Origin of the sequence: Polynucleobacter sp. es-MAR-4, from assembly GCF_018882055.1 — a bacterium.
Lineage (GTDB): Bacteria > Pseudomonadota > Gammaproteobacteria > Burkholderiales > Burkholderiaceae > Polynucleobacter.
The window spans coordinates 482,076-506,400 of the sequence record NZ_JACVPF010000002.1; the positions used below are offsets into that span (position 1 = coordinate 482,076).

Consider the following 24,325-nt stretch of genomic DNA (forward strand, 5'->3'; position numbering starts at 1 on the left):
CAATTTGAGCGGTCTTGTCTGACATAATTCATGGGTGAATTCTGCTATACACCCCACAGAGAACCCCAATAGGGATCTAGCCTATCAAAAAACGATTTTAGGTTCCGTATCGCGTACTTTTGCACTCACCATCCCCCTCCTGCCTCCGGCAATTGAGGTCGTGGTTGGCAACACCTATTTACTGTGTCGAATTGTCGATACCATCGAAGATGCGGCCGAACTCAGCCCAATAGAAAAGCAAGGCTTATCCAAACTATTCTTAAAAGCAGTTCTAGGCGCGATTCCAGTGGAGGATTTTGTAACCCCCTGCCTAGATGCACTGAAGGGTTACTCCAACATCGATGAGCTCGATTTAATTGCGCACACCCCCACCATTCTTCGCATTCTGCATACCTTCCCCGACAAAGATCAGGTAGCCATTAGTCGTTGCGTTTCAATCATGTCTGATGGTATGTCCCATTTCCATGACCGGCAAACACAAAAGGGATTACGAGATCTCGCAGAATTTGAAGAGTATTGCTATGTAGTAGCTGGCGTGGTGGGAGAGTTACTCACAAGCATCTTTAGTAACTACTCCCCCGGTTTTGCAAAAAGAATTGAAGGTCATGAGCATCTAGCCATCGCCTTTGGGCAAGCTTTGCAAATGACTAATATTTTGAAAGACTCACCGGAAGATCGTGAGCGCGGGGTTTCCTGGAAACCAGCAGATATGACTCAAGCCGAGCTACTCCAGATTGCCTATGAAAAGCTGCAAGACTCCATGAGTTACATTCTTCTGATTCCTGAAAATGAAATGGGTATAAGACGCTTCTGCTTTCTAGCCTTTGGACTTGCAGTTATGACGCTGGAAAAAATTGCTACTAGAAAAGAATTTAGCAATAAGTCCGAAGTGAAACTATCCAGAAATGCTGTTTGGATTTTTTATACATTCACCAAACTTGCAGCCAGCAATGCATTGCTGATGAAATCATTCTTTTATGTCGCATCCAAGCAACTGAGAAAACTGTCTGTAAAGAATTCTTAAAGTACACCCTCATGCTTTAAGAGCCAAATTTTGACCTGGCGATAAAAACCGGGCGCATCTTCCTTCATAAAACCCCCAAGACCTTGTGCGGAGACCACCCTATGGCAGGGAGTCACTAAAGGATATGGATTGGCACCACAAGCCGTCCCAACTGCACGTGGTCCGCTCTTGATAATTTTTGCTATCTCACCATAGGTATTTGTCTTCCCCACTCCAATACCTTGAGCGGCATTCCATACCTTTTGTTGATGGGTCGTTCCAGCAGGCTTTAGTGGAACATCAAACACTGATAAAGCGTCTTTGAAATACCCATCGCACTGTTTTGAGAATGCTTTAGCCAGTGCATTTCTCGGGGCGATTAAAGCAGTACCCAGGGGCAAATAATCGATTTTCGAGATCATCAAGCTGCCGTCCACCAACTCCGTTTTTACGCCTAGCCGTCCAAAAGGGGCAGCTATCACGCAATACTCGATTGATATAGGGGTGGGCATGAGGAGGATTCTGACACATATTGAAGGATAAATTCAGGCAGGATTCCGAGGTGGCTATAGCTAGTGAAATGGCACTTTGCTATATTGATTGTTCCTTATTCTTTGCAGGCACAACTGATGGACACTTTTTTTGATGATTGGCCCTTTATTGGCCAAGTCGCATTAGTCCTATTTTTACTAGCACTATCGGGCGTCTTTTCGATGGCCGAAACCAGCATGCTTTCCTCCAATCGCCATCGACTGCGTGCAATGGCTAATAGCGGGAATGCTGGGGCTGCACTTGCTGAAAGGCTATTGAAGCGCATTGACTCACTCCTTTCAGTGCTGCTGATTTCCAACAATCTCATCAACACCATCCTGCCAATCTTGGTTACTGGTATTGCCTTACATATTTTTGGCGATAGCGGCTTAGTGCTATCAATTGCCACCTTGGTAGTTGCACTACTCATCATCATCTTTAGTGAGATCACCCCGAAAGTGATCGGCGCAGCCTTCCCCGAAAAGATTGCCAGCAATGTTGGCTGGTTCATCCTGCCTCTGACTTATATTCTCAAACCATTGCTTTGGTTCATTAATAGCTTTGTATCAGGATTAATGAAAGTCTCCGGCTTGCAAACCTCGACTGAAAATCGAGTTATGAGTAAAGAGGAGTTGCGTAGCTTAGTTTTAGAATCGAATCGCTTTGTTTCTGCTCATCATCGCAATATCTTGCTCAATCTTTTCAATCTTGAAAATATCTTGGTTGATGATGTGATGACACCTCGCTCCAAGATTGAAGTACTGGATCTCTCAAGGCCCATTAATGAAGTAGTCGAGCAATTAGAAACTTGTTATCACAACAAACTACCGGTATGTGATGGTGACTCTGAACGTATCGTAGGCATTCTTTCCGTTAAAAAAGCCCTCTCCTTACTAGGTAACGCAGAGCTTCATCACGAAGACTTCAGATGCTTACTAAATGAGCCCTATTTCATTCCGAGTGGAACACCTGTTTTGCAGCAGATGCAATTTTTCCAAGACAATCAACAACGCTTGAGTCTGGTTGTGAATGAGTATGGTGAAGTGCTTGGTTTAGTGACTTTTGAAGACATTGTTGAAGAGCTGATTGGCGAGTTCACCACCTCATTCTCCAATCTCTCGAATGACCCTCATTGGCTGGCTGATGGTACTTATCTTGCTAGCGGTACCGCCTCATTGCGCGATTTAAATCGCCTGCTGAAATTAGACCTCCCTCTTGATGGACCGCGCACATTGAATGGCCTCATTCTAGAAAAACTCGAAGCGATTCCTGACTATGATGTCAGCATTCGAATTGCTGGCGTAGTGATGGAAATTGTGCAGTTCGATGAGCATGGAGTAAAGACAGTCAAGCTATACCAACCCCTCAATCAATCAAATCAAGATTGATTGACATACAGCATGACTCTCACATTATTCGAACCTGGCACGACATCACTGTTAATGCATTAAATCATCGGGCAACGGATATTCATATTGAGGCGAGATCTCAAGAAACAGTAGTACGTACGAGAATAGATGGTCGCCTCACGCTGCAAAACCAATACCCAATTGGATTACATGAGCGCTTGATCACACGCATCAAAATACTGGCACGCCTTGATATTGCAGAAAAGCGTTTACCTCAAGATGGACGTCTTGTGATTGGCCATGACTTTAGTCATCCCAACATTGATTGTCGTGTATCGATTCTTCCAACCTTACATGGTGAAAAAGCTGTTGTTCGTATTTTGCCAAGCCACCTAGAGGAGTTAGCACTAGATCAAATTGGACTATTGCCAGAGCAACTTGAAATTTTTCAAGAATCCATTAGTCAAACTAATGGATTAATTCTGGTAACAGGGCCTACCGGGAGCGGAAAGACTCGCACCCTGTATAGCTGTTTAAGCGAATTGAACCAAGTGCAACGCAATCTTTGTACCGTCGAAGATCCTATTGAAATTCGTCTTCCCGGAGTAAATCAAGTGGCTTATCACCCAAAAGCAGGATTAGACTTTCCAACCATTATTCGTGCACTTCTTCGCCAAGACCCGGATGTCATCATGATTGGTGAAATACGCGACACTGCAAGTGCACAACTTGCCATTCAAGCAGCACAAACGGGACACTTAGTTCTAAGCACCTTGCATACACGAAATGCTCTTGGCGCATTAAGCCGACTAAAAAGCCTAGGGATAAATCAAGAGTCTATTGAATCTTGTCTTCGTTGCGTCAGCTCGCAAAGGTTGATTCCAAAACGCTGCAAACATTGCAACCCCATACCCAGCGAAACACCTTGCGAACTTTGTAAGGGATCTGGCTATTTTGGTCGCATTGGCGTCCACGAGGTTTTGGGAAGCAAGCAGTTATTGGCACCAGATCAGGCCTTAGATATTTACTCAGCAGGATTGCAATTACTGAAGTCTGATTTAGTGGATCAGGCGTCGCTGGATTCTGAACTTGGTACTTGGCATTAGCCTTAATGATTTTTAATAGAAAACTTAGCAATTCTGCGCAACTACATTTTGCCCAGCAGTTGCTCACCCTCCTTCAGGCCGGACTTCCCTTACTTAATGCTATCCAGCTATTAATTCAGTCTGCGCCAAAATCCTGGAAAATTTGGCTAGAAGATATTCGCATTCAGCTCCAAAACGGTAATAGCCTATCTTTTTGCCTCAGCACACAAGACGGAAGGTTTTCCCCAGAGTTTTTCAACCTCATTAGAGTAAGCGAAAGAACAGGAGACCTCAGTTTGGCACTGCACACAATTTCACAGCAACTAGAAGCTCAAATTGAGTTAAAAAGAAAAGTGCAGCAATCGCTAACCTACCCCACAATCACTTTACTCACTTCATTTTTGCTTGTACTAGTAATGATGATTTGGGTTGTCCCAGTATTTAAAGAGGTTTTTGGGAATTTTCAGGCTGAGCTTCCAGCACCAACCAGAATCCTTATCACCATTTCCACTACCACCCTAAATTACTTTCTAGAGATATGCTTAGGCATGTTTGTGATGAGTGCAGGATTTGGATACGCTTGGCTCAAATCCTGCACGCTACAAAAATACTGCGACGCATTCTTATTTCGCATTCCATTTTTTGGAAACCTATTTAGACTAGCAACACTTGGTCATTGGTGTCGAACCCTAGGCCATTTGTTAGAGACTGGTTTACCACTCCCAGATGCACTCCGAGTTACTGCGCAATCCTCCAATCACTGGGTGAGCCATGACTTTAGTGCAGAGATATTTAAACACCTCACCCGTGGCTGGCCTTTGGGAGATTCACTCAAACGGGCAGACCCGAGATCTCTATTGATGGATGCAGAAACATTACTACTACTTCATATCGGCGCAGAAAGTGGTGTCTTAGCCGAAATGCTAAATAAACGCGCCAACACCCTAAGCTCACAGCTAAGCAATCAACTCAATGCACTCAGTCAAAGTTTCGAGCCCATGCTTATTCTTTTTGTTGGCGCCATCATTGGCAGCTTAGTCATAATCCTATATCTACCAATCTTTAATTTAGGGCAAATCGTTTAGTGGACCCCATAGCAAGCATCTGGATAATTAAATCTCCACTAATACTGGCCTTGATTTATCTAGCCTATATCGATTGGCGCACTCTCCGCCTTCCAAATGCCATTACGCTTCCCCTAATTTTTTTAGGCCTTTCATTTAACTGGGCCTCTGATCTGCGCCTGACCACACCAAGCTTGGCATTCGTTGGTGCATTCCTAGGATATACAGTGCTGTGGACATTAAATGCTGGCTATCGTCTTCTAAAAAACCGTAATGGCATTGGCATGGGTGATGCCAAGCTCCTAGCGGCTCTGGGCGCCTGGTTGGGCTGGAACTCTCTACCAGGCATCCTCCTCATTGCTACCATCACGGGAATATTGGGTGGCCTCGCCTGGCTTCAATGGCGCGGCCATCAGCTACAGCAAGCCTTTCCTTTTGGCCCCTTTTTAGTTATTGCTGGCATCATTGAGTTGTTATGGCCTCAACTCATTCCAACCTTCATTCTGTCCAAGTCAATCTAAAAGCCTTGAAGGGAGAAATTCCTTTAATTGGCCTAACTGGTGGAATTGGATCTGGCAAGACGGCAGTTAGTGATTTGCTAGGCGAGTTTGGGGCCGGGATTATCGACACAGATTTAATTTCTCACCAAATTACCGCCCCCGGTGGAAAAGCCATCCCGTTGATTGAAAAGGCATTTGGGGTTGACTTTATTGACCCCGAGGGCGCGCTTATCCGCTCCAAAATGAGGACCCTAGTCTTCGAAGACTCCAGTGCTCGTCAGGCTTTAGAGCAAATCACGCACCCTTTGATTCAGCAGGAAACTGCTAAACAAGCCTTTGGGCTGGCTAAATCTGGAGTGCCCTACCTCGTTTTTGTGGTGCCACTTCTCATTGAGTCCGGATCTTGGATCAAGCTAATTGACTATCTCGTGGTCGTAGATTGCTCGGAAGAAACCCAAATCCAAAGAGTGATGCACCGCAACAATATAGCCCGCTCAGAAGTGGAAAATATCCTTAAAGCGCAAACCAGCAGAAATGCCCGGTTAGCAGCTGCTAATGCAGTTATTGAAAATCAGGGTAGCATGGATACACTCAAATCAGAGGTTCTCAGTCTGCACCAACAATTACTCAAAATTTAGGAAGAGCCCCTAAGTTCGTCATAGAATATAGGCTTGTGATTGTCTACGAATACCCCTTCAATGAATTAGTTCGAAGCATGCTTCGACTGGAGTACTTGTTCGCCCGTTTCAATCACTTTCTCCGATCCGATGATCCTGAGTTACACCACAATGCTATTGCGATGTTATTTGACTTGGGTGATATTGGCTCTCGAGGCGATATCAAGTCTCTGCTACTCAAAGAATTCGAACGTCAAAAATACGCTCTAAATGGTTTAAAGTCTTCCCAGAAGGTGGACCAAGAAGCGTTGACACAAACGCTATCTGAAATTGACAAAGCTGCCATGAACATCAATCAATCGATGGGCAAGCCAAATTCTGCAATTACTGAAAGTGAATGGCTTAATGCCATTCGCACTCGATTAAATATTCCAGGCGGAACAAGTCCGATTGATTTGCCCAGCTACCATGCTTGGAAAAATACTCCCTCCACTCAACGTAGGGAGTTATTAGAAAAATATATTGCACCACTTTTACCTTGGCATGAAGCTTGCCAAATTTTCTTGAGATTGCTGCGTCAATCCGGGGAAGCCAAAGATGTTGTTGCACACCAAGGCTCATATCAACAAGCGCCATCTGGCAAGGTATATCAATTGATGCGCATCGCCGTTGAAGACGATAGCCTCTTCTCAGAAATTAGCGCCAATAAATATCTATTGTCGATTCGCTTTCTGAAGATTGATCAAGATAAAAAACCGCAGATTATGAATGATGATGTGCCATTCAGACTCACTCTCTGCCAGCTCTAAGTCTTTATTAGCATCCTCAGCTTTTCCAGCATTGGCCATGCAGCCGGCAATAAAGGCTCTACTGTTGGAAGTGCATCACTCAGTAATTGCCAAGATAAGGCCTGACCTTCACAGCCCTTAGGTACTCCATTCCATTTTCGAATGATGCTGACATGCAAACGGACATAAGCGTGTGGATAGTCATGCTCTAAAACAACCAACTCTTCGCTAGACTCAATATCAATTCCAAGCTCTTCTTGTAATTCGCGTTTCAGTGCCATGAAAACTGATTCACCAGCCTCTATCTTTCCACCCGGAACTTCCCAGTAACCTGCATAAGGCTTGCCTTCTGGACGCTGGCCCAGAAGATAACGCCCCTCTGAATCCAGCAGGACTCCAGCAGCTACCTCTGTTACAGGGCGATTGGCATCACTCATGAATAATTAAGCGGCATGCGAGCCAGCCCAGTGCTTGGCAAACTGCCAAGCTACACGGCCAGAGCGTGAGCCACGCTCCAAAGCCCAAACCAAAGCTTCAGCTCGAGCGCTCTCAATCTGGGCATCACTCAAGCCAAAGTGACGTAACCAATGAGCAACAATTTCCAGGTACTCATCTTGCTTTGGTGGATAGAAAGAAAGCCACAAACCAAAACGCTCTGAAAGAGAAATCTTTTCCTCAACCACCTCACCTGGATGAATCTCTCCATCATCACCATGGACATAACCCTCGTTGTCCTTCATATATTCAGGCAAGAGGTGACGACGGTTGGAGGTGGCATAAATTAAGATATTGTCGACTTGAGCTGATACAGAACCATCCAAAGCAGACTTCATGGCCTTATAACCAGACTCGCCATCCTCAAACGAAAGATCATCGCAAAAAATAATGAAGCGTTCTGGGCGATCAGCCAATAAATCCGTGATATCAGCCAAGTCTGCCAAATGTTCTTTTTCTACTTCAACTAAACGCAAGCCCTGGCCAGCAAACTCATGCAAACTGGCTTTAATGAGCGATGACTTCCCCGTACCGCGTGCGCCGGTTAATAAAATATTATTCGCAGGCTTACCCTGAATAAAGTTTTTCGTATTGTCACGGATCGCATCACGTTGACGATCAATATTTTTTAGATCTTCGAAAGTAATATCTGCAACATGCTTTACTGGCTGCAAAAATCCAATACTGCCGAAGATGCTATCGCGACGACGCCATCTAAATGCAGTAGAGGATTTCCACTGCTCTTCAGTTAGCTGCTTTGGTAAAAAAGTTTCAAGATGGCTTAAGAGCTGCTCTAATTTTTCATTCATTTGATGAATTCCTATGAACGGTAATCAGCATTAATGGAAACGTAGTCATGCGATAAGTCACAAGTCCACATTGTCTGTTGCGCTGATCCGCGCCCCAAGTCAATCTTGATGGTAATTTCTGGAGCCTGCATCACTCTCTGTCCATCAGCCTCTTGGTAATCAGGGTGGCGGCCACCATTCTTGGCAACCCACACATCACCAAGCCACATTTGCACCTGATTAACATCAAGGTCGGCAATGCCTGCATAGCCAATTGCAGCCAGAATTCGGCCTAAGTTGGGGTCACTAGCAAAGAAAGCAGTTTTAACAAGCGGGGAGTGGGCGATTGCCTCTGCAACCAAGCGGCATTCTTCTTCAGTCTTGCCGCCATGTACATCAATCGTAATAAATTTTGTTGCTCCCTCGCCGTCTCTCACAATCATTTGAGCAAGCTTGCGCGAGAGATCAATTAATGCGGACCGAACTAAACCATAACTAGCATCGCCAGTAGATTGGATCTGCACTGCTGACTGGCCAGTTGCCATGATGATGAATGAATCGTTCGTCGAGGTATCGCCATCAATCGTAATTGCGTTAAATGAGAGATCAGCAATTTCCCGAGTCAGCTGAGTAAGCAAGCCTGGAGCAAAACCAGCATCGGTTGCAATGAACCCCAACATAGTCGCCATATTCGGATGAATCATGCCAGCACCTTTGCAAATTCCGGTGATGGTCACAAGTCCAGATGGAGTCTGTACAGTCATGGATGTAGCCTTAGGCTGCGTATCCGTAGTCATAATGGCTTCTGCAGCATCAAGCCAGTGGTCTTCGCCTAGGCTAGCAACCGCCTTAGGTAATCCAGATATCAATTTATCAATTGGAAGTGGCTCAAGAATTACGCCCGTTGAAAACGGCAGAACTTGTTCTGGATTGATCTTAAGTTCTTTCGCTAACTCAGCACAAGTTGCTAAAGCATCTTTCATGCCCAGCTCACCAGTTCCCGCATTGGCATTTCCAGTATTCACGACCAAAGCACGAATCTCCCCTCTAGCACCATCGAGGGCCAAATGCTCTTTACAAACCTGAACCGGCGCAGCGCAGAATCGATTTAAAGTAAAAACTCCGGCAACTTGGGAGCCGGGAGCTAAAGTCATCACCAATAAATCCTTGCGATTGGCTTTTTTAATTCCAGCTTCACAGATACCCATCTGAAAACCTTTTACAGGTTTAAGTTGGTCTTTTTGGGGGAGTGGTAGATTAACTGTCATGATCTGACAATTGTAGATGAGGCACTGCAGAGCTGCCGGGTCTGGCAGCTCTTTTTAAACTCTGTTTAGCTTAATGCGCCGCAGCAGTTCTTATACTTCTTGCCGCTGCCGCAGGTGCAGGGGTCATTACGACCAACCTTAGGCCCAGAGCGCATAGGTGCTGGAGCAATTTCAATAGCCGCACCACGATCACCGGTTGATCCAGCCAACTCAAGGTCTGCATCGGCATGCTGATATTGCACATCTGAGAGCTTAGCCAAATCTTCATTCATGGACTCAGAGGCTTCGTCTAACTCACTAGCGCTACGAATCTGTACTGTCATGATGCTTTTCACAACATCATTCTTGATCACGTTAAGCAACTCACCATAAAGCTCGAATGCTTCGCGGCGGTATTCTTGTTTTGGATCTTTCTGAGCATAGCCACGCAAATGGATACCCTGACGCAAATGGTCCAAAGCAGCTAAATGTTCGCGCCAATGGGTATCTAAGCTATAGAGCAAGACTGAGCGCTCAAAGCCAGCAAAAGATGCACGTCCAGAAAGCTCTACTTTTGCATCGTAGGTTTCTTTTGCAGCCTCTAATACACGATCAACAATCTGCTCATCGTCCATAGACTCGGCATTTTCAACCCAATTTTTCAGGTCAACAGCTAAACCCCAGTCGCTAGCTAATACATTCTCTAGGCCAACTAAATCCCATTGCTCTTCCATCGATTGCATAGGGACATATACAGTACAAATGCCACGCAACACATCTTCACGTAAATTGGCAATCAGCTCACCAACATCGGCACTTTCGAGAACTTCATTTCTTAAGCGATAGGTTTCTTTACGCTGATCATTGGCAACGTCGTCGTATTCCAACAATTGCTTACGAATATCAAAGTTACGACCCTCAACCTTACGCTGAGCGGACTCAATCGAACGAGTCACCATACCAGCTTCAATCGGCTCGCCATCAGGCATCTTGAGACGATCCATAACTGCGCGCAGACGATCGCCAGCAAAGATGCGCAAGAGAGAGTCATCTAAAGAAAGATAGAAGCGAGAAGAACCTGAGTCACCTTGACGACCAGCGCGACCACGAAGCTGATTATCAATACGTCGGCTCTCGTGGCGCTCTGTACCAATAATGTGCAAACCGCCAGCAGTCAATACTTGATCATGCAGGCTTTGCCACTCGTCCTGCAAAGTCTTAATCTTGGCTGCTTTTTCTGCATCTGAAAGGGCAGCATCTGCCTCAATTAAAGAGGATTGTTTACCAACGTTGCCACCTAAAACAATATCTGTTCCACGACCAGCCATATTGGTAGCAATGGTAATCATCTTTGGTCTGCCAGCCTGCGCAATGATTTCTGCTTCGCGAGCATGTTGCTTCGCATTCAAAACCTGATGAGGTAATTGACGTTGATCCAGTAAACCAGCAATTAATTCTGAGTTCTCAATTGAGGTTGTACCAACCAATACAGGCTGACCGCGCTTGTAGCAATCCTCAATATCCTTGATCACTGCGTCATAACGCTCACGTGATGTCTTATAGATCTGATCTTGGCGATCTTTTCTTTGGCTGATCCGATTTGGAGGGATGACCACCGTTTCAAGGTTATAAATCTCCTTGAACTCATAAGCTTCAGTATCAGCGGTACCAGTCATACCAGCCAACTTGCCGTACATACGGAAGTAGTTCTGGAAAGTAATTGTGGCTAAAGTTTGATTCTCATTCTGAATCTGCACACCTTCTTTAGCTTCAACAGCCTGATGTAAGCCATCGGACCAACGGCGACCCTGCATTAAGCGGCCTGTGAACTCATCAACAATAATGACTTCGCCATTCTGAACAACATACTGTTGATCACGGTTGTACAGAGTATGCGCGCGCAATGCTGCATACACGTGATGCATCAAGGTAATATTTTGTGGGGCATACAAGGAGTCGCCGTCATTCAATGCACCAAGCTCAACTAAAACTGTCTCAGCTTTGTCATGACCACGCTCTGTTAAATAAACCTGCTGAGACTTTTCATCAACCCAGTAATCGCCTGGCTTTTCAACGCCAGTACCATCTGCTTTTTCTTCGCCGATTTGACGTTCCAAGTAAGCAGGCAATGCATTGATCTTGATATATAAATCAGTGTGGTCTTCAGCCTGACCAGAAATGATTAATGGCGTACGCGCCTCATCAATGAGAATAGAGTCAACCTCGTCAACAATCGCATAAGCTAAACCACGTTGAACACGTTGGCCCAAATCTTGCACCATGTTGTCACGGAGGTAATCAAAGCCAAACTCATTATTAGTACCGTAGGTGATATCTGCCGCATAAGCTTCTTGCTTAGTGTTGTGATCCATCTGGGATAGATTGACACCGACCTTCATGCCTAAGAAGTTATAGAGCGTTGACATCCACTCAGCATCTCGCTGAGCCAAGTAATCATTTACTGTAATGACGTGAACGCCCTTACCGGTTAAGGCATTTAAATATACGGGCAGCGTAGCGGTTAAGGTCTTACCTTCACCGGTCCCCATTTCAGCAATTTTTCCTTGATGTAATGCAAGACCACCCATCATCTGTGCATCAAAATGGCGCATCTTCATCACCCGTGAGCTCGCCTCACGAACTACAGCAAAAGCCTCTGGAGCAATATCATCTAATGACTCGCCAGCAGCCAAACGTGACTTGAACTCAGCAGTTTTTGCTTGCAATGCGGCATCATCCAAAGCTTGCAGGCTAGACTCGAAAGCGCTAACTTTGGCAACCACTTTGCGATACTGTTTTAAGAGGCGGTCGTTACGACTGCCGACCAGGGTTTTAAGAAGACCGATTACCATGGGATATTGAAGTAAATTAAGACCTTGAGTTTATCACCCGCACCCTCTTTTTTATATGAACTTTGCCCCTAAACCCATCCGCACGAAAGCCGCCCATGAATGGCTGGATTATTTGCGCGACTCTGAGGGCTTGGGTGGAATTTTGGCAAAAACAGAAGATCTAGCCAAACTCAAAATTGCCCTCAAAGCGGCTCTATTTGAGTTAGATTTGGATAACTTAGCGCCCAAAATTGAGGCTGGATGGCGCACTGGTAGTCAAAATGAGCTCTTTCTATTGGTCACCGGAGCCAGTGTTGCCACCCGCCTTCAGCAAGTTTTACCTAGCCTAATCAATGGGTTAGCAAAAAAAGGGGTAATCTGCACCAGTATTAAGGTACGCCTTAAGCCAGCTCCACCAGCCTGGGAAATTAAGCCTCGCGAAGTAGGCCAGCTTAGTCAGAGGCCAAAAGGGTTTAATGCTGCAGCGAGAGCTTCCTGGGAATCTTTATTGGAGAAATTGGCGCCAGATTCTGATTTACGCAAGGCGGTTGAGCGCCTACTTCAAAACAAACCCAAATAAACCTAGAAAAAGAGGGGTTGACTCTCTTTGGAATAGGCCGCTGGAGCCTTATTTTCTTGAAAGCCGCTGATTTCGTAAGAGCTAGGATCTTCCAAAAGCTTACGCAAGAGTGCGTTATTGAGGGCATGGCCTGATTTTTCGGCCACATAAGAGCCAATAATGGGATGCCCAACTAAATAGAGGTCACCGATAGCATCTAGGATTTTATGACGCACAAACTCATCTTCATAACGTAACTCTTCGTTATTAAGGATGCGATGTTCATCGAGCACAATCGCGTTATCTAAACTGCCACCACGCGCCAACCCCATTTCTCGCAATGCCTCAACTTCATGAGCAAAGCCAAAAGTGCGGGCACGGCCAATCTCACTTCGATACGCATGTTCTGCAAAGTCCACTACAAAACGCTGTCCAGTCTTATCTACCGCCGGATGTTTAAAGTCAATTGTGAAGTCCAACTTAAACCCAAAGAAAGGCTCTAGACGTGCGAGCTTATCGCCTTCCCTCACTTCTACAGGTTTTTTAATTACTACAAACTGTCTTGGAGCCTCTTGCTCAGCAATACCAGCCGATTCCATTAAGAACAAAAATGAAGCGGCGCTGCCATCCATGATGGGAACTTCTTCACCATCAAGCTCAATCAATAAATTATCTAGACCTAGGCCCGCACATGCTGAAAGTAAATGCTCCACCGTGGAAACACGTACCCCATCTTTTTGAATCACGGATGCCAGGCGGGTATCGCAAACCGCCAGAGCGGTAGCCGGCACAACCGATTGCTCTGGGGTATCTACACGTACAAATAAGATTCCTGAATTTACTGGCGCAGGCTTGATAGATAGGGTCACCTTGCGCCCAGAGTGCAAGCCAATCCCCACGGTTTTAATCGGAGTAGCGATTGTGCGTTGCTTCATCATAGTTTTTATAAATTCAGGAATAATTTCTTAAAGCTTTTTCAAAATTGAAGCAGCATCACTGACTTCAAACTTACCAGGCGCTTCACGATCTAAGGTTGTTACCACACCATTTTCAACAATCATGGCATAGCGATCTGAACGAACACCCAAACCACGAGCAGTCAAATCTAATTCGAGGCCAAGTTTCTTAGTGAATTCAGCGCTACCATCACCCAGCATGCGAATCTTTTTACCTACTTTTTGATCGCGACCCCAAGCGCCCATTACAAATGGATCATTTACTGAAATACACCAAATCTCATCAACGCCTTTTGCTTTGATTGCATCAAAGTGCTCAACATAACTAGGAACGTGCTTAGCAGAACAAGTTGGTGTAAATGCACCAGGCAATGCAAAGATCACTACTTTTTTTCCAGCAGTCAATTTCTCAACTTCAAATGCATTTGGTCCAATAGCGCAACCTTCGCTCGCTTCATCTAGAAACTCGTAAAGAGTAGCGTTTGGTAATTTTTGTCCAACAGCAATCATGACATCTCCAATAAGTAATTGTTATTTAGCATGCCAACGCAAGCGCGGGATTCGTCGTCCGGAGGGGCGCCGCGCTGGCATTCTGCATTACCTATTGTATTAAGCAGTTAATTAATCTGCTTGCTTACGCAAAAAAGCTGGGATTTCATAGTAATCAGCCCCTTTATCCAACATGGTTTTTGCCTGCGGTGAGCTATCAGCACCTAATGTAGGGGCTGGTGTCGCTTCACGTGAACTACGGAATACACGTGGCAAATCATATTGACTGTAATCAACTCCGCTTGTTGCTGGTTGAGCGGCCATCGAAGGCGCACTACCCGCACCTGTCATTGCCAAACCAGCGCTAGTGCTCAAAGCTGAATCAAGGCTTACCTTGCTCATTGCTGCCGAAGCGCTTGCTGGAGCAAAGCTATTCAAGTCAGCCATTGTTGGCATCGCATCATGCGTACCAGTAGCTTGTCTCCAAACTACTTCCGGTTGATGATGTTGACGTGCTTGTGGATTATTCAAGCCAGTAGCCACCACAGTAACGCGCAAGGCATCACCCAAGCTCTCGTCATAGACAGTACCGAAGATTACAGTAGCATCATCTGCAGCATAGCCACGGATTGCCGCCATCACTTCACGAGTCTCAGACAATTTCAATGAACGGCTAGCGGTGATGTTTACCAATACGCCGCGTGCACCAGACAAATCAACTCCTTCGAGCAATGGTGAGGCAACTGCAGCTTCAGCAGCCAAACGTGCGCGATCCATACCAGAAACTGTTGCAGTTCCCATCATCGCCTTACCTTGTTCACCCATCACTGTTTTCACGTCCTCAAAGTCGACGTTGATCAAACCTTGTACGTTAATGATTTCAGCAATACCTGAAACGGCGTTATGTAATACATCATCAGCGCATGCAAATGCCTTATCAAACTCAGCATCTTCACCCATCACTTCAAAGAGTTTTTCGTTGAGAACAACGATCAATGAATCAACATAGGCTTCGAGTTCGGTGGCGCCATTCTCTGCAACCTTGAGACGCTTCACACCTTCAAAGTCAAATGGCTTGCTGATAACACCAACAGTTAAGATACCCATCTCTTTAGCAACTTGAGCAACGATTGGAGCTGCACCAGTACCTGTACCACCACCCATACCGGCTGTGATGAATACCATATGTGCACCTTGCAATGTATCCGCAATACGTGCACGAGCCTCTTCAGCAGAAGCTGCACCGATTTCAGGTTTTGCGCCAGCACCGAGTCCGCTAGAGCCTAGTTGCAAATTCACAGATGCCTCAGAACGCTGTAAAGCGCCAGCATCGGTGTTCATGCAAATAAACTCTACGCCGTTAACACCGCGACGAATCATATGCTGAACTGCATTACCACCTGCACCACCAACTCCAACCACTTTAATAATGGTTTTGCCGGCTGTTTCTTGATCTAACATTTCAAATTCCATATACCCTCCTAGGTAATAAGTACTACATTGACGACGACGAAAAACTTAAAAATTTCCTGCGAACCATTCCTTCATGCGCGAAATCACACTTTGCAACGCGCCTGACTGAGATACTCGACGGCCACGCAACAACTGCGCCTGACCTTCCATTAATAAACCGATGCTGGTAGCAAAACGAGGGCTACGCAACACTTCATGTAAGTGGCCACGGTACTCAGGAGTACCGATACGTGCCGGGCGCAAGAACACTTGCTCAGCAAGCTCAACCATGCCTGGCATTAAAGAAGTTCCACCAGTCAGTACGATTCCTGAAGACACCATATCTTCGTAACCTGAATCTCGAACTACGCCACGCACCAAGGTAAATAACTCTTCTACACGCGGCTCAATGACTGCTGCTAAGGCTTGCTTAGACATTGGGCGCGGTTCGCGATCTCCAACTCCAGGTACATCAATCATGGTGGTTGGGTCGGCCATGTCTTGGCGAGCAATACCATATTGAATCTTGAGATCTTCAGCATCAATCGTCGGCGTACGCAATGCCATCGCTATGTCATTGGTAATTTGATCGCCCGCAATCGGAATTACAGCAGTATGACGAATAGAGCCCTGGCAATAGATCGCAATATCAGTTGTACCGCCACCAATATCAACCAAGACAACGCCTAACTCTTTTTCATCTTCTGTCAGTACAGCCAAACTGGATGCAAGTGGTTGCAAGATGAGATCGTTTACTTCTAAGCCACAACGGCGTACACACTTCACAATATTTTGTGCAGCACTAACAGCGCCAGTAACAATATGCACCTTTACTTCTAGGCGTAAACCGCTCATGCCAATTGGCTCGCGCACATCTTCTTGTCCATCAATAATGAATTCTTGAACAAGAATGTGAAGGATTTGCTGATCTGTTGGAATATTGATTGCTTTTGCTGTTTCTAGAACACGCTCAACATCACCAGCACTGACTTCTTTATCGCGAATAGCCACCATACCGCTAGAGTTAAAACTGACAATATGGTTTCCAGCGATGCCAGTAAAGACTTGTACGATCTGGCGATCTGCCATGACCTCAGCTTCTTCAAGCGCTTTTTGAATGGACTGGACAGTAGCTTCAATATTGACAACCACACCCTTCTTCAAGCCTTTGGACGCAGTTTGACCAACGCCAACAACATTAAATTGGCCATCTGGTGCCAATTCAGCAACCAAAGCAACCACCTTGGAGGTCCCAATATCTAATCCGACCAATAAATCGCGGTTGTCTTTACTCATTCTCATTCCTCATTGCTTCTGCTCACTTTTTTTGCCATCTGCTTCATTTTTTTTCAAACTTGCCGAAGCAAGATGTACCGCAAAACCATTTGCATATCGCAGATCAATTGCATCTACACGATTAGCCCACTTTTCTTGAACCTGCGGCCAATATTTAAAGAGGCGCGCGACGCGGTCCTCGGTTAACGTTTTGTCCGAATTCTCTTCATCTCGACCGAACTCTACCTTCATGCCATTGGATAACTTCACATGCCAGGCATAGCGTTCGGAGAGCGTTAAGCTTTTTACCTCCGCACTCCAGGGCTTAAACCACGCGTTCGCTTTCTCATATAAACGCATCACTTCTTTGCTGGCATCTTCCGGTCCCGAGAAGTCGATTAACTGAATACCATCACCGACATCAGAAACGCGCCCAGCAAAGAGTTCTCCATGGGTATTCATTAAGGTATGACTATCAGCCCCACCCCAAGTACCGAAAGGCTTCTGCTCTTCAATGCTTACAATCAATCCATTGGGCCAGACTCTGCGGACGTTAGCGTGACGAACCCAAGGCATAGACTCAAATCCACGCTTCACATCTTCCAATCTCACGCTAAAGAAATTTCCCTGGACTGTTTCTAAGACCTGCTGCTTCACGACCGGCTTATTAATATGTTTGAGCGTTTGCCCAGCTACCGGCTCAATGACAACTTGTCGTAAGGCAAAGACAGGTCGCTGACTTAGCCATACCAGAACTCCAACGCACACCATGACTGCAAAACAGCGCATCAAGAAACGGCTCAACTTCTGCATCCGCTCTGGATGATTCCAAATTGGGGATGCCAATGAAACAAAGACTTCACCGAAGCCGTTTAAGAAGGCGCTCATTCGACTCATATTTGCGCAGCTCTCTTACCGTTTAAGGTCTGACTAATAACCCAGAGAACTAGTTCTGCATATTCAATACCGGCCGCTTTTGCAGCCATTGGAACCAAAGAATGCGAGGTCATTCCTGGAGAGGTATTCATCTCAAGCAGATAAGGTTTACCCGTTTTTTGATCAAGCATCACATCAGCCCGACCCCAAGTTCTGCAGCCGAGCGCGCGATAAGCGGCTAATGCCAACTCTTGAACCGCTTTATTTACTTCTGGCGCTAGATCAGTTGGGCACAAGTATTTGGTCTCATCAGAGAAATACTTATTATGAAAATCGTAATTGGCTTCTGGTGGAATAATTTTGATTACTGGTAAAGCCTCAGCATCTGCTCCAAATCCAACTAATGGGCAAGTGAGCTCATCACCAACAATACAAGTCTCAGCAATCACCTTCTTATCCATTGCGGCAGCTAAGGTATAAGCTGCGGGCAACTCATCGACAGATTTCACTTTAGTCAAACCAAGTGAAGATCCTTCATGTGCGGGTTTAACAATCAATGGCAGACCCAGGTGCTTCACCACTGCATTCCAGTCGCTATCAGCCTTCAATTCCTCAAACTCTGGGGTTGAAAGACCGCTACTGAGCCAAACAAGCTTAGTCGCAATTTTATCGATCGCCAGCGCAGATGCTAGTACACCGCTACCGGTATACGGTAAACCTAAGAGATCTAGTAAGCCCTGAATCGTGCCATCCTCACCATAACGTCCATGCAAGGAGATAAACACATGGTCAAATTTTTCATTTGCTATTTCAGTTGGGCAGCGTAAGCCTGGATCAAATGGATGTGCATCTACCCCTTTGGAAAGCAAAGCTTCTAAAACACCTCCGCCAGACATTAGCGAAATCTCACGCTCACCAGATCGACCACCAAGCAGTACGCCCACCCGACCAAGAGATTTGACATCTAAGTTTGCGAGCTCTTGCTTTACTCGCTGACCCCAAGAACTCAAAGCCATAGTTTGATTAGACATTTTTTGCCTCCACCAACACATGAGGCAATCCTGAAATCGAGCCTGCGCCCATCGTGATTAAAACATCGCCATCACGCAATAAGGCTCTGAGTTTTTCTGGCATGTCAGCAACGCTTGGCGCAAAGGCCACAGCCCTGCTGTCTAAGGAGCCAGTCAAATTTTTATCAGCTGCAAGCGCTGCCTTCATGAGGCTTTGACCATCAGCGCCTGGAATCTTAGCTTCACCAGCTGGATACACCTCAGTTAACACCAGCGCATCAAAGTTTTTCAGCACTTGCACAAATTCACCAAAGCAATCACGCGTTCTTGTGAAACGATGGGGTTGAAATGCCAATACCAAACGACGATCAGGGTAAGCCCCACGCGCAGCAGATAAGGTAGCTGCCATCTCAACAGGATGATGTCCGTAATCATCTATCAATGTGAAGCTTCCACCAGATGCGAGCGGGATATCCCCATATCTTTGGAAGCGACGACCAACACCACTAAATTCAGATAAAGCCTTCATGATGGCTTCATCGCCAACACCCAATTCCGTTGCAATACCAATTGCCGCTAAGGCATTACGAACGTTATGCAAGCCTGGTAAATTTAATTGCACCTCAAGACGCCCCGGCTTATTGCCGTGACGTCGCACAGTTTTACGATCTACCGTAAAGTGCATACGAGTACCTTCAGCGCGCACATTACTTGCACGAATATCCGCATCTTCAGATAAGCCATAGCGCAGTACTGGCTGAGATACAAACGGGATAATGTCTCGAACGTTAGCATCATCAATGCACAGCACTGCAACACCATAAAAAGGCATACGTTGGATGAACTGGACAAATGCTTGCTTCAATCTCGCCATGTCATGTTGATACGTATCCATATGATCCGCATCGATATTGGTAACTACTTCCATAGCCGGGAATAATTGCAAGAAAGAAGCGTCAGACTCATCAGCCTCAACCACAATGAAGTCACCCTGACCTAATCGTGCATTGGCGCCGGCAGAATTTAACTTTCCACCGATCACAAAGGTTGGATCTAAACCACCTTCAGCTAAGACTGAGGCAACTAAACTAGTTGTAGTTGTTTTTCCATGAGTACCCGCAATCGCAATACCCTGCTTTAAACGCATGAGTTCACCAAGCATGACTGCGCGCTGAATAACAGGAACCTTGGCCGCACGAGCAGCCAGCACCTCTGGGTTATTGCCTGCAACCGCAGTAGAAATCACCACCGCCTCTGCAGTACCAATATTTTTAGGATCATGTCCAATATGAATTACCGCGCCCAAATCTTTTAGGCGCTTAGTTGTAACACCTTCAGTCAAATCGGATCCAGATACCTGATAACCTAGATTCAATAAGACTTCGGCAATACCGCTCATACCCGCACCGCCGATGCCAACAAAATGTATTTGCTGAACAATATGTTTCATATACCCACTCCTGCACAGTCTGCACATACTTCAGCCACGCGCTGAGTTGCATGAGGTTTAGCTAAAGCATGAGCCCGCTCAGCCATCACTTGTAAATCTTGGCGACTAAAGTTTTGAATCATAGATGCCAAATCCTGTGGATTTAGATCTTGTTGCGGCAATAGAATGGCCGCATCTGCATCCGACAAAAAACGTGCGTTTGCAGTTTGGTGATCATCAATTGCATATGGAAATGGGATCAAGCAAGATGCAACGCCACATGCTGCAATTTCTGATACGGTCATTGCGCCAGAGCGACAGATCACCAAATCTGCTTGAGCATAAGCAGCTGGCATGTCGTCAATGAAAGGGCGAATATCTGCGGATACACCCAAGTCGGCATAACGCTGCTGTAAATCTACGAGATGCTTATCGCCCGCTTGGTGAATCACATTCGGACGCGCATCTTTATCCATCAATGCCAAGGCTGCTGGAATCGCTTCATTTAAGGCGGCCGCACCTAAGCTGCCACCAACTACCAAAATCGACAAAGGTCCAGTTCGCATTTCATATCGTTTTGCTGGCGGACCTACGACTTCGAACTCTTCGCGAATTGGATTTCCCACCCACTCAGCGTGAGTCATCGTGTCTGGAAAACCAGTTAAGGTGCGCATGGCAATTTTGGCCAGAGCACGATTAGCACTTCCTGCTACAGAATTAGCTTCATGTAGAACTAATGGCTTCTTCAAAAACTTAGTCATTAAGCCACCAGGAAATGTGATGTATCCACCCATTCCTAGAACAACATTTGGCTTGATACGGCGCATGATTTTCAAACTCTGAAAACTCGCCCTTGCAAGATTAAATGGCAACATCAATTTTGCTTTTATACCTTTGCCGCGCAAGCCGCCAAACTCGACCGCTTCAAATGGGAAGTCGCAAGCTTTTACCAAGCGATATTCCATGCCGCTTTGATTACCCAGCCAAAATACCTTCCAGCCACAGATGCGTAAATATTCAGCGACAGCTAGGCCTGGGAAAATATGCCCCCCAGTACCGCCGGCCATAATCAAAATGGATGGCTTGGTCATAATTTGCCACCCCGCATCAAGATACGGTTTTCATAATCGATACGAAGCAGCATGGCTATTGCAACTGCATTCATTAAAATCCCTGAGCCGCCATAACTAACTAAAGGAAGAGTCAACCCTTTAGTAGGAAGTAAGCCCAAGTTCACACCCATGTTGATAAATGCTTGCCAACCAATCCATATAGCCACACCTTTAGCGGCAAGTCCAGCAAAACTGCGATCTAACTGCAAGGCGGTACGGCCAATGAGGAATGCCCGACGTACGATCCAATAGAACAAAAAGATCATCACCACTACACCAACAAATCCAAGCTCTTCACCTATCACGGCCATGATGAAATCGGTATGTGCCTCAGGCAGGTAATGTAATTTTTCAACGCTACCACCTAAACCTAACCCAAACCATTCACCACGACCAAATGCCATGAGCGAATGGGTTAATTGATATCCTTTATTTGCTGCATTGTCGACTTGCCATGGATCCATAAAGGCCAGCATGCGACCGCGACGGAATGGTGAAAGTGCAATCATGGTTGCGCCACTCATTAAACCAACCAAGATTAGGCCGCCAAATAGCTTGGCATTAATTCCGCCTAAAAACAAAATTCCAAATGCAATTAAAGCAACCACCACAAATGCACCCATGTCAGGTTCGGCCATAAGTAAGCCGCCGACTAAGGCAACAGCGATACCCATCGGCAACATACCCTTCACAAATGAGTGCAGATATTCTTGGCGCTGTACTGTGTAGCTTGCAGCAAATATCACTGCAGCAAACTTCATTAATTCAGATGGCTGAAAATTCATCAGGCCCAATGGAATCCAACGCTTTGCACCATTTACACCTTTACCAACACCAGGGATGAGTACAGCAATTAATAGCAAGACCGTGAAACCAAAAATTACTGGTGAATAACGATCCCATACATGAGTTGGGATCTTAAATACCCAAATAGCAACCCCAATGGCAATAGCCAATGAAATGCAATGCCGAATGAGGAAGAAGTTGCTGCTGTAATTTGCATACTTAGGGCCATCAGCCAAAGTAATAGATGCGGAGTAGACCATCACCAAACCAATCAAGGCTAAAGACAGTACTGCCCAAACTAGCAACTGGTCATAGTCCATCATGCGTGAGCGCGTTTGCTCAACACCAGAAACCGCATCTCTTAAGCCGCTGCGGAAATTATCTATCCCACCTCTGGAGAAATTCCAGAAGCGGCCAAGACCCAAACGATTCTCAGGAAAAAGTTTTTCCTTCAAACTCATGCATTAGCTCCTTCGAATTGCATTCCCAATTCTTGAACTTCCGCAACAAATGCTTCAGCACGCGCAACGTAATCACTGAACTGATCAAAGCTAGCGCAAGCGGGAGACAGTAAAACGATGTCGCCAGACTGCGCCCGCTTTGCAGCTTCGGTAACTGCATTTTGCAGAGTCTCACTCATGACGCATGGCACTGAATCAGCCAAAGCTTCAGCAATGATTGGCCCATCTTTGCCAATTAAGAAAACGCCTTTTACAAAACGTAATGCCGGATCACGTAAAGGGCTAAAGTCCTGACCCTTACCTTCACCACCAGCAATCAACCAAATGCGTTTACCAGCCTCATTAGCGCTCAGGCCATTTAATGCCGCAACTGTTGCCCCTACATTGGTACCTTTACTGTCATCTACATATTCAACATTCGATACGATGGAAACACTTTGAACACGATGAGGCTCACCATGGTAGTCGCGTAAACCATGCAAGAGCATATTCATTGGCAAACCAGCTGCTCGTGCCAGAGCTAACGCAGCCAAAGCATTCAAAGCATTGTGGCGACCACGAATACGTAAAGCATCGGCAGGTATTAAACGCTTAAGTCTTAATGGCTCTTCCTCTACAACTGCTGCTTTACGACGGCGTTTTGGTTGAGGCTCAAGATCTTCATCCACTTCTGCCCAGACTAACCAATCAATTCCACCGGCACGTAGATCATGCTCAATGCCAAAAGCTCCCTGCTCATCAGGACGACTTGCGCCAAAAGTAATAACTGATTTATTTGCTTTTTGCTCGTCAGTCAACAGATTCATTACTAGTGAATCATCACGATTCAGAATGCAGATAGTGTCTTGCCCAAAAATATTCGCTTTTGCATCAACATATGCCTGCATATCACCGTGCCAATCCAAATGATCTTGCGTAATATTTAATACAGTTGCTGCTGTAGCATTAAAGGTGCTTGTGTAAACCAATTGGAAGCTAGAGAGTTCAAGCACCCAAATCTCAGGCATATCGGCAACTTGATCGGATTCATCCAGGCAAGACATCAACTTATCTAGAGCTGCTGGGCTGATATTTCCTGCAACAGCAACCCTCTTACCGGCACGCTCACACAGCTGCCCAGTCAGTGCCGTCGTTGTTGTCTTTCCATTTGTTCCGGTAATAGCCAATAGAGCTGGTTTATATTGAGATTCTTCAACCTGAGCCATGCGATCCAATGCAGCAATCGCTCTCGCAAAGAATTCCAACTCTCCCCAGATATCAATATTGGATTCTTGCGCCTTAACCAAGAATGAGGCGATTGGCTCTTGAAGCGGAGATAAACCAGGACTAATTCCGATGACATCCATCTTCTTTAAATCAATGTTATCAAGGGGCCCAAAGAAGGCTGCTTGAAGTCCTGCAAATTCAAGCTCAGCTAACCAGGCCCTTTGTCGCTCATTCAGATTTTCGCGATCACGCGTATCAGCCAAACTGACCTTTGCGGCATTCCGTAAACACCACTTTGCCATGGCATAGCCAGACTCACCCAATCCTAAAATCAAGAAATGTTGAGGTGCTTGATAGCCCTCATCTGCAATGAGCGCTGGGTTAGAGAAGGCTTGGTCTAAGTTATGCATATTCTT

The 24,325-nt window shown here is 45.8% G+C and carries 23 protein-coding genes; 8 read left to right on the top strand and 15 right to left on the bottom strand.

Annotated features, from left to right (window positions below; translation table 11 throughout):
* The first annotated feature begins 34 nt into the window (after nucleotides 1–34).
* Entirely contained in the window at nucleotides 35–1,024 is a 990-nt protein-coding gene (locus ICN16_RS08525) for a squalene/phytoene synthase family protein (protein ID WP_216136551.1), read from the top strand.
* On the opposite strand, the gene ICN16_RS08530 is transcribed toward ICN16_RS08525, so the two are convergent.
* The gene (locus ICN16_RS08530) at nucleotides 1,021–1,515 is read right to left on the bottom strand and encodes a methylated-DNA--[protein]-cysteine S-methyltransferase (RefSeq protein WP_216136552.1); all 495 of its coding nucleotides are present in this window, start codon (nucleotides 1,513–1,515) and stop codon (nucleotides 1,021–1,023) included. The two genes, ICN16_RS08525 and ICN16_RS08530, sit on opposite strands and share 4 nt — an antisense overlap.
* 117 nt (nucleotides 1,516–1,632) lie before the next feature.
* On the opposite strand from ICN16_RS08530, the gene ICN16_RS08535 reads away from it, so the two are divergent.
* The 6 genes from ICN16_RS08535 to zapD are packed head-to-tail and all read left to right on the top strand — an operon-like array spanning nucleotide 1,633 to nucleotide 6,958.
* Nucleotides 1,633–2,922 carry an HlyC/CorC family transporter gene (locus tag ICN16_RS08535; protein ID WP_216136553.1) on the top strand — a complete coding sequence of 430 codons (1,290 nt, stop codon included), beginning with the start codon at nucleotides 1,633–1,635 and terminating at the stop codon, nucleotides 2,920–2,922.
* The gene (locus tag ICN16_RS08540; RefSeq protein WP_216136554.1) at nucleotides 2,919–3,989 is read left to right on the top strand and encodes a GspE/PulE family protein; all 1,071 of its coding nucleotides are present in this window, start codon (nucleotides 2,919–2,921) and stop codon (nucleotides 3,987–3,989) included. Before ICN16_RS08535 ends, ICN16_RS08540 begins: the two co-directional genes overlap by 4 nt.
* A gap of 5 nt (nucleotides 3,990–3,994) precedes the next feature.
* Nucleotides 3,995–5,053 carry a type II secretion system F family protein gene (locus tag ICN16_RS08545; RefSeq protein ID WP_216136555.1) on the top strand — a complete coding sequence of 353 codons (1,059 nt, stop codon included), beginning with the start codon at nucleotides 3,995–3,997 and terminating at the stop codon, nucleotides 5,051–5,053.
* A gap of 50 nt (nucleotides 5,054–5,103) precedes the next feature.
* Entirely contained in the window at nucleotides 5,104–5,553 is a 450-nt protein-coding gene (locus tag ICN16_RS08550) for an A24 family peptidase (protein ID WP_255533706.1), read from the top strand.
* Complete coding sequence (gene coaE / locus ICN16_RS08555; protein ID WP_216861908.1) at nucleotides 5,508–6,170, top strand: dephospho-CoA kinase; 663 nt, start codon at nucleotides 5,508–5,510, stop codon at nucleotides 6,168–6,170. The genes ICN16_RS08550 and coaE overlap by 46 nt, the downstream gene beginning before the upstream one ends.
* Before the next feature lie 35 nt (nucleotides 6,171–6,205).
* Nucleotides 6,206–6,958, top strand: coding sequence for a cell division protein ZapD (zapD, locus tag ICN16_RS08560; protein ID WP_216136560.1), 753 nt, complete (start codon nucleotides 6,206–6,208; stop codon nucleotides 6,956–6,958).
* On the opposite strand, the gene ICN16_RS08565 is transcribed toward zapD, so the two are convergent.
* The 4 genes from ICN16_RS08565 to secA all read right to left on the bottom strand — a co-directional run bounded on the left by ICN16_RS08565 (nucleotide 6,955) and on the right by secA (nucleotide 12,319).
* Nucleotides 6,955–7,374 (bottom strand): NUDIX domain-containing protein, encoded by a 420-nt coding sequence (locus tag ICN16_RS08565; protein ID WP_216136563.1) that lies wholly within the window; start codon nucleotides 7,372–7,374, stop codon nucleotides 6,955–6,957. The two genes, zapD and ICN16_RS08565, sit on opposite strands and share 4 nt — an antisense overlap.
* A gap of 6 nt (nucleotides 7,375–7,380) precedes the next feature.
* The gene (locus tag ICN16_RS08570; protein WP_216136566.1) at nucleotides 7,381–8,241 is read right to left on the bottom strand and encodes an ATP-binding protein; all 861 of its coding nucleotides are present in this window, start codon (nucleotides 8,239–8,241) and stop codon (nucleotides 7,381–7,383) included.
* 11 nt (nucleotides 8,242–8,252) lie between these two features.
* Nucleotides 8,253–9,488: a bifunctional glutamate N-acetyltransferase/amino-acid acetyltransferase ArgJ gene (argJ, locus tag ICN16_RS08575; RefSeq protein WP_216136567.1), complete on the bottom strand. Its 1,236-nt coding sequence runs from the start codon at nucleotides 9,486–9,488 to the stop codon at nucleotides 8,253–8,255.
* A 65-nt stretch (nucleotides 9,489–9,553) separates the two neighbouring features.
* Nucleotides 9,554–12,319: a preprotein translocase subunit SecA gene (gene secA / locus ICN16_RS08580; RefSeq protein ID WP_216136568.1), complete on the bottom strand. Its 2,766-nt coding sequence runs from the start codon at nucleotides 12,317–12,319 to the stop codon at nucleotides 9,554–9,556.
* Nucleotides 12,320–12,374: 55 nt separating this feature from the next.
* Between secA and ICN16_RS08585 the strand changes: the two genes are divergently transcribed.
* Nucleotides 12,375–12,878: a hypothetical protein gene (locus tag ICN16_RS08585; RefSeq protein ID WP_216136569.1), complete on the top strand. Its 504-nt coding sequence runs from the start codon at nucleotides 12,375–12,377 to the stop codon at nucleotides 12,876–12,878.
* Nucleotides 12,879–12,880: 2 nt separating this feature from the next.
* On the opposite strand, the gene lpxC is transcribed toward ICN16_RS08585, so the two are convergent.
* The 10 genes from lpxC to murD all read right to left on the bottom strand — a co-directional run bounded on the left by lpxC (nucleotide 12,881) and on the right by murD (nucleotide 24,319).
* Entirely contained in the window at nucleotides 12,881–13,795 is a 915-nt protein-coding gene (lpxC, locus tag ICN16_RS08590) for a UDP-3-O-acyl-N-acetylglucosamine deacetylase (RefSeq protein ID WP_216136570.1), read from the bottom strand.
* A gap of 27 nt (nucleotides 13,796–13,822) precedes the next feature.
* Entirely contained in the window at nucleotides 13,823–14,323 is a 501-nt protein-coding gene (locus ICN16_RS08595; RefSeq protein ID WP_215387106.1) for a peroxiredoxin, read from the bottom strand.
* Between the two features lie 111 nt (nucleotides 14,324–14,434).
* On the bottom strand, nucleotides 14,435–15,775 hold the full coding sequence (ftsZ, locus tag ICN16_RS08600; RefSeq protein ID WP_216136571.1) for a cell division protein FtsZ: 1,341 nt from the start codon (nucleotides 15,773–15,775) through the stop codon (nucleotides 14,435–14,437).
* Between the two features lie 45 nt (nucleotides 15,776–15,820).
* Nucleotides 15,821–17,050 carry a cell division protein FtsA gene (gene ftsA / locus ICN16_RS08605; protein ID WP_173959480.1) on the bottom strand — a complete coding sequence of 410 codons (1,230 nt, stop codon included), beginning with the start codon at nucleotides 17,048–17,050 and terminating at the stop codon, nucleotides 15,821–15,823.
* Nucleotides 17,051–17,059: 9 nt separating this feature from the next.
* Nucleotides 17,060–17,926: a cell division protein FtsQ/DivIB gene (locus ICN16_RS08610; protein WP_255533707.1), complete on the bottom strand. Its 867-nt coding sequence runs from the start codon at nucleotides 17,924–17,926 to the stop codon at nucleotides 17,060–17,062.
* Nucleotides 17,923–18,921, bottom strand: coding sequence for a D-alanine--D-alanine ligase (locus tag ICN16_RS08615; protein WP_216136933.1), 999 nt, complete (start codon nucleotides 18,919–18,921; stop codon nucleotides 17,923–17,925). The genes ICN16_RS08610 and ICN16_RS08615 overlap by 4 nt, the downstream gene beginning before the upstream one ends.
* A gap of 7 nt (nucleotides 18,922–18,928) precedes the next feature.
* Nucleotides 18,929–20,365: a UDP-N-acetylmuramate--L-alanine ligase gene (gene murC / locus ICN16_RS08620; protein WP_216136572.1), complete on the bottom strand. Its 1,437-nt coding sequence runs from the start codon at nucleotides 20,363–20,365 to the stop codon at nucleotides 18,929–18,931.
* Entirely contained in the window at nucleotides 20,362–21,435 is a 1,074-nt protein-coding gene (gene murG, locus ICN16_RS08625; protein ID WP_216136573.1) for an undecaprenyldiphospho-muramoylpentapeptide beta-N-acetylglucosaminyltransferase, read from the bottom strand. The genes murC and murG overlap by 4 nt, the downstream gene beginning before the upstream one ends.
* Nucleotides 21,432–22,703: a putative lipid II flippase FtsW gene (gene ftsW / locus ICN16_RS08630; protein ID WP_216136575.1), complete on the bottom strand. Its 1,272-nt coding sequence runs from the start codon at nucleotides 22,701–22,703 to the stop codon at nucleotides 21,432–21,434. Before ftsW ends, murG begins: the two co-directional genes overlap by 4 nt.
* The gene (murD, locus tag ICN16_RS08635; RefSeq protein WP_216136578.1) at nucleotides 22,700–24,319 is read right to left on the bottom strand and encodes a UDP-N-acetylmuramoyl-L-alanine--D-glutamate ligase; all 1,620 of its coding nucleotides are present in this window, start codon (nucleotides 24,317–24,319) and stop codon (nucleotides 22,700–22,702) included. The genes ftsW and murD overlap by 4 nt, the downstream gene beginning before the upstream one ends.
* Between the last annotated feature and the right edge of the window lie 6 nt (nucleotides 24,320–24,325).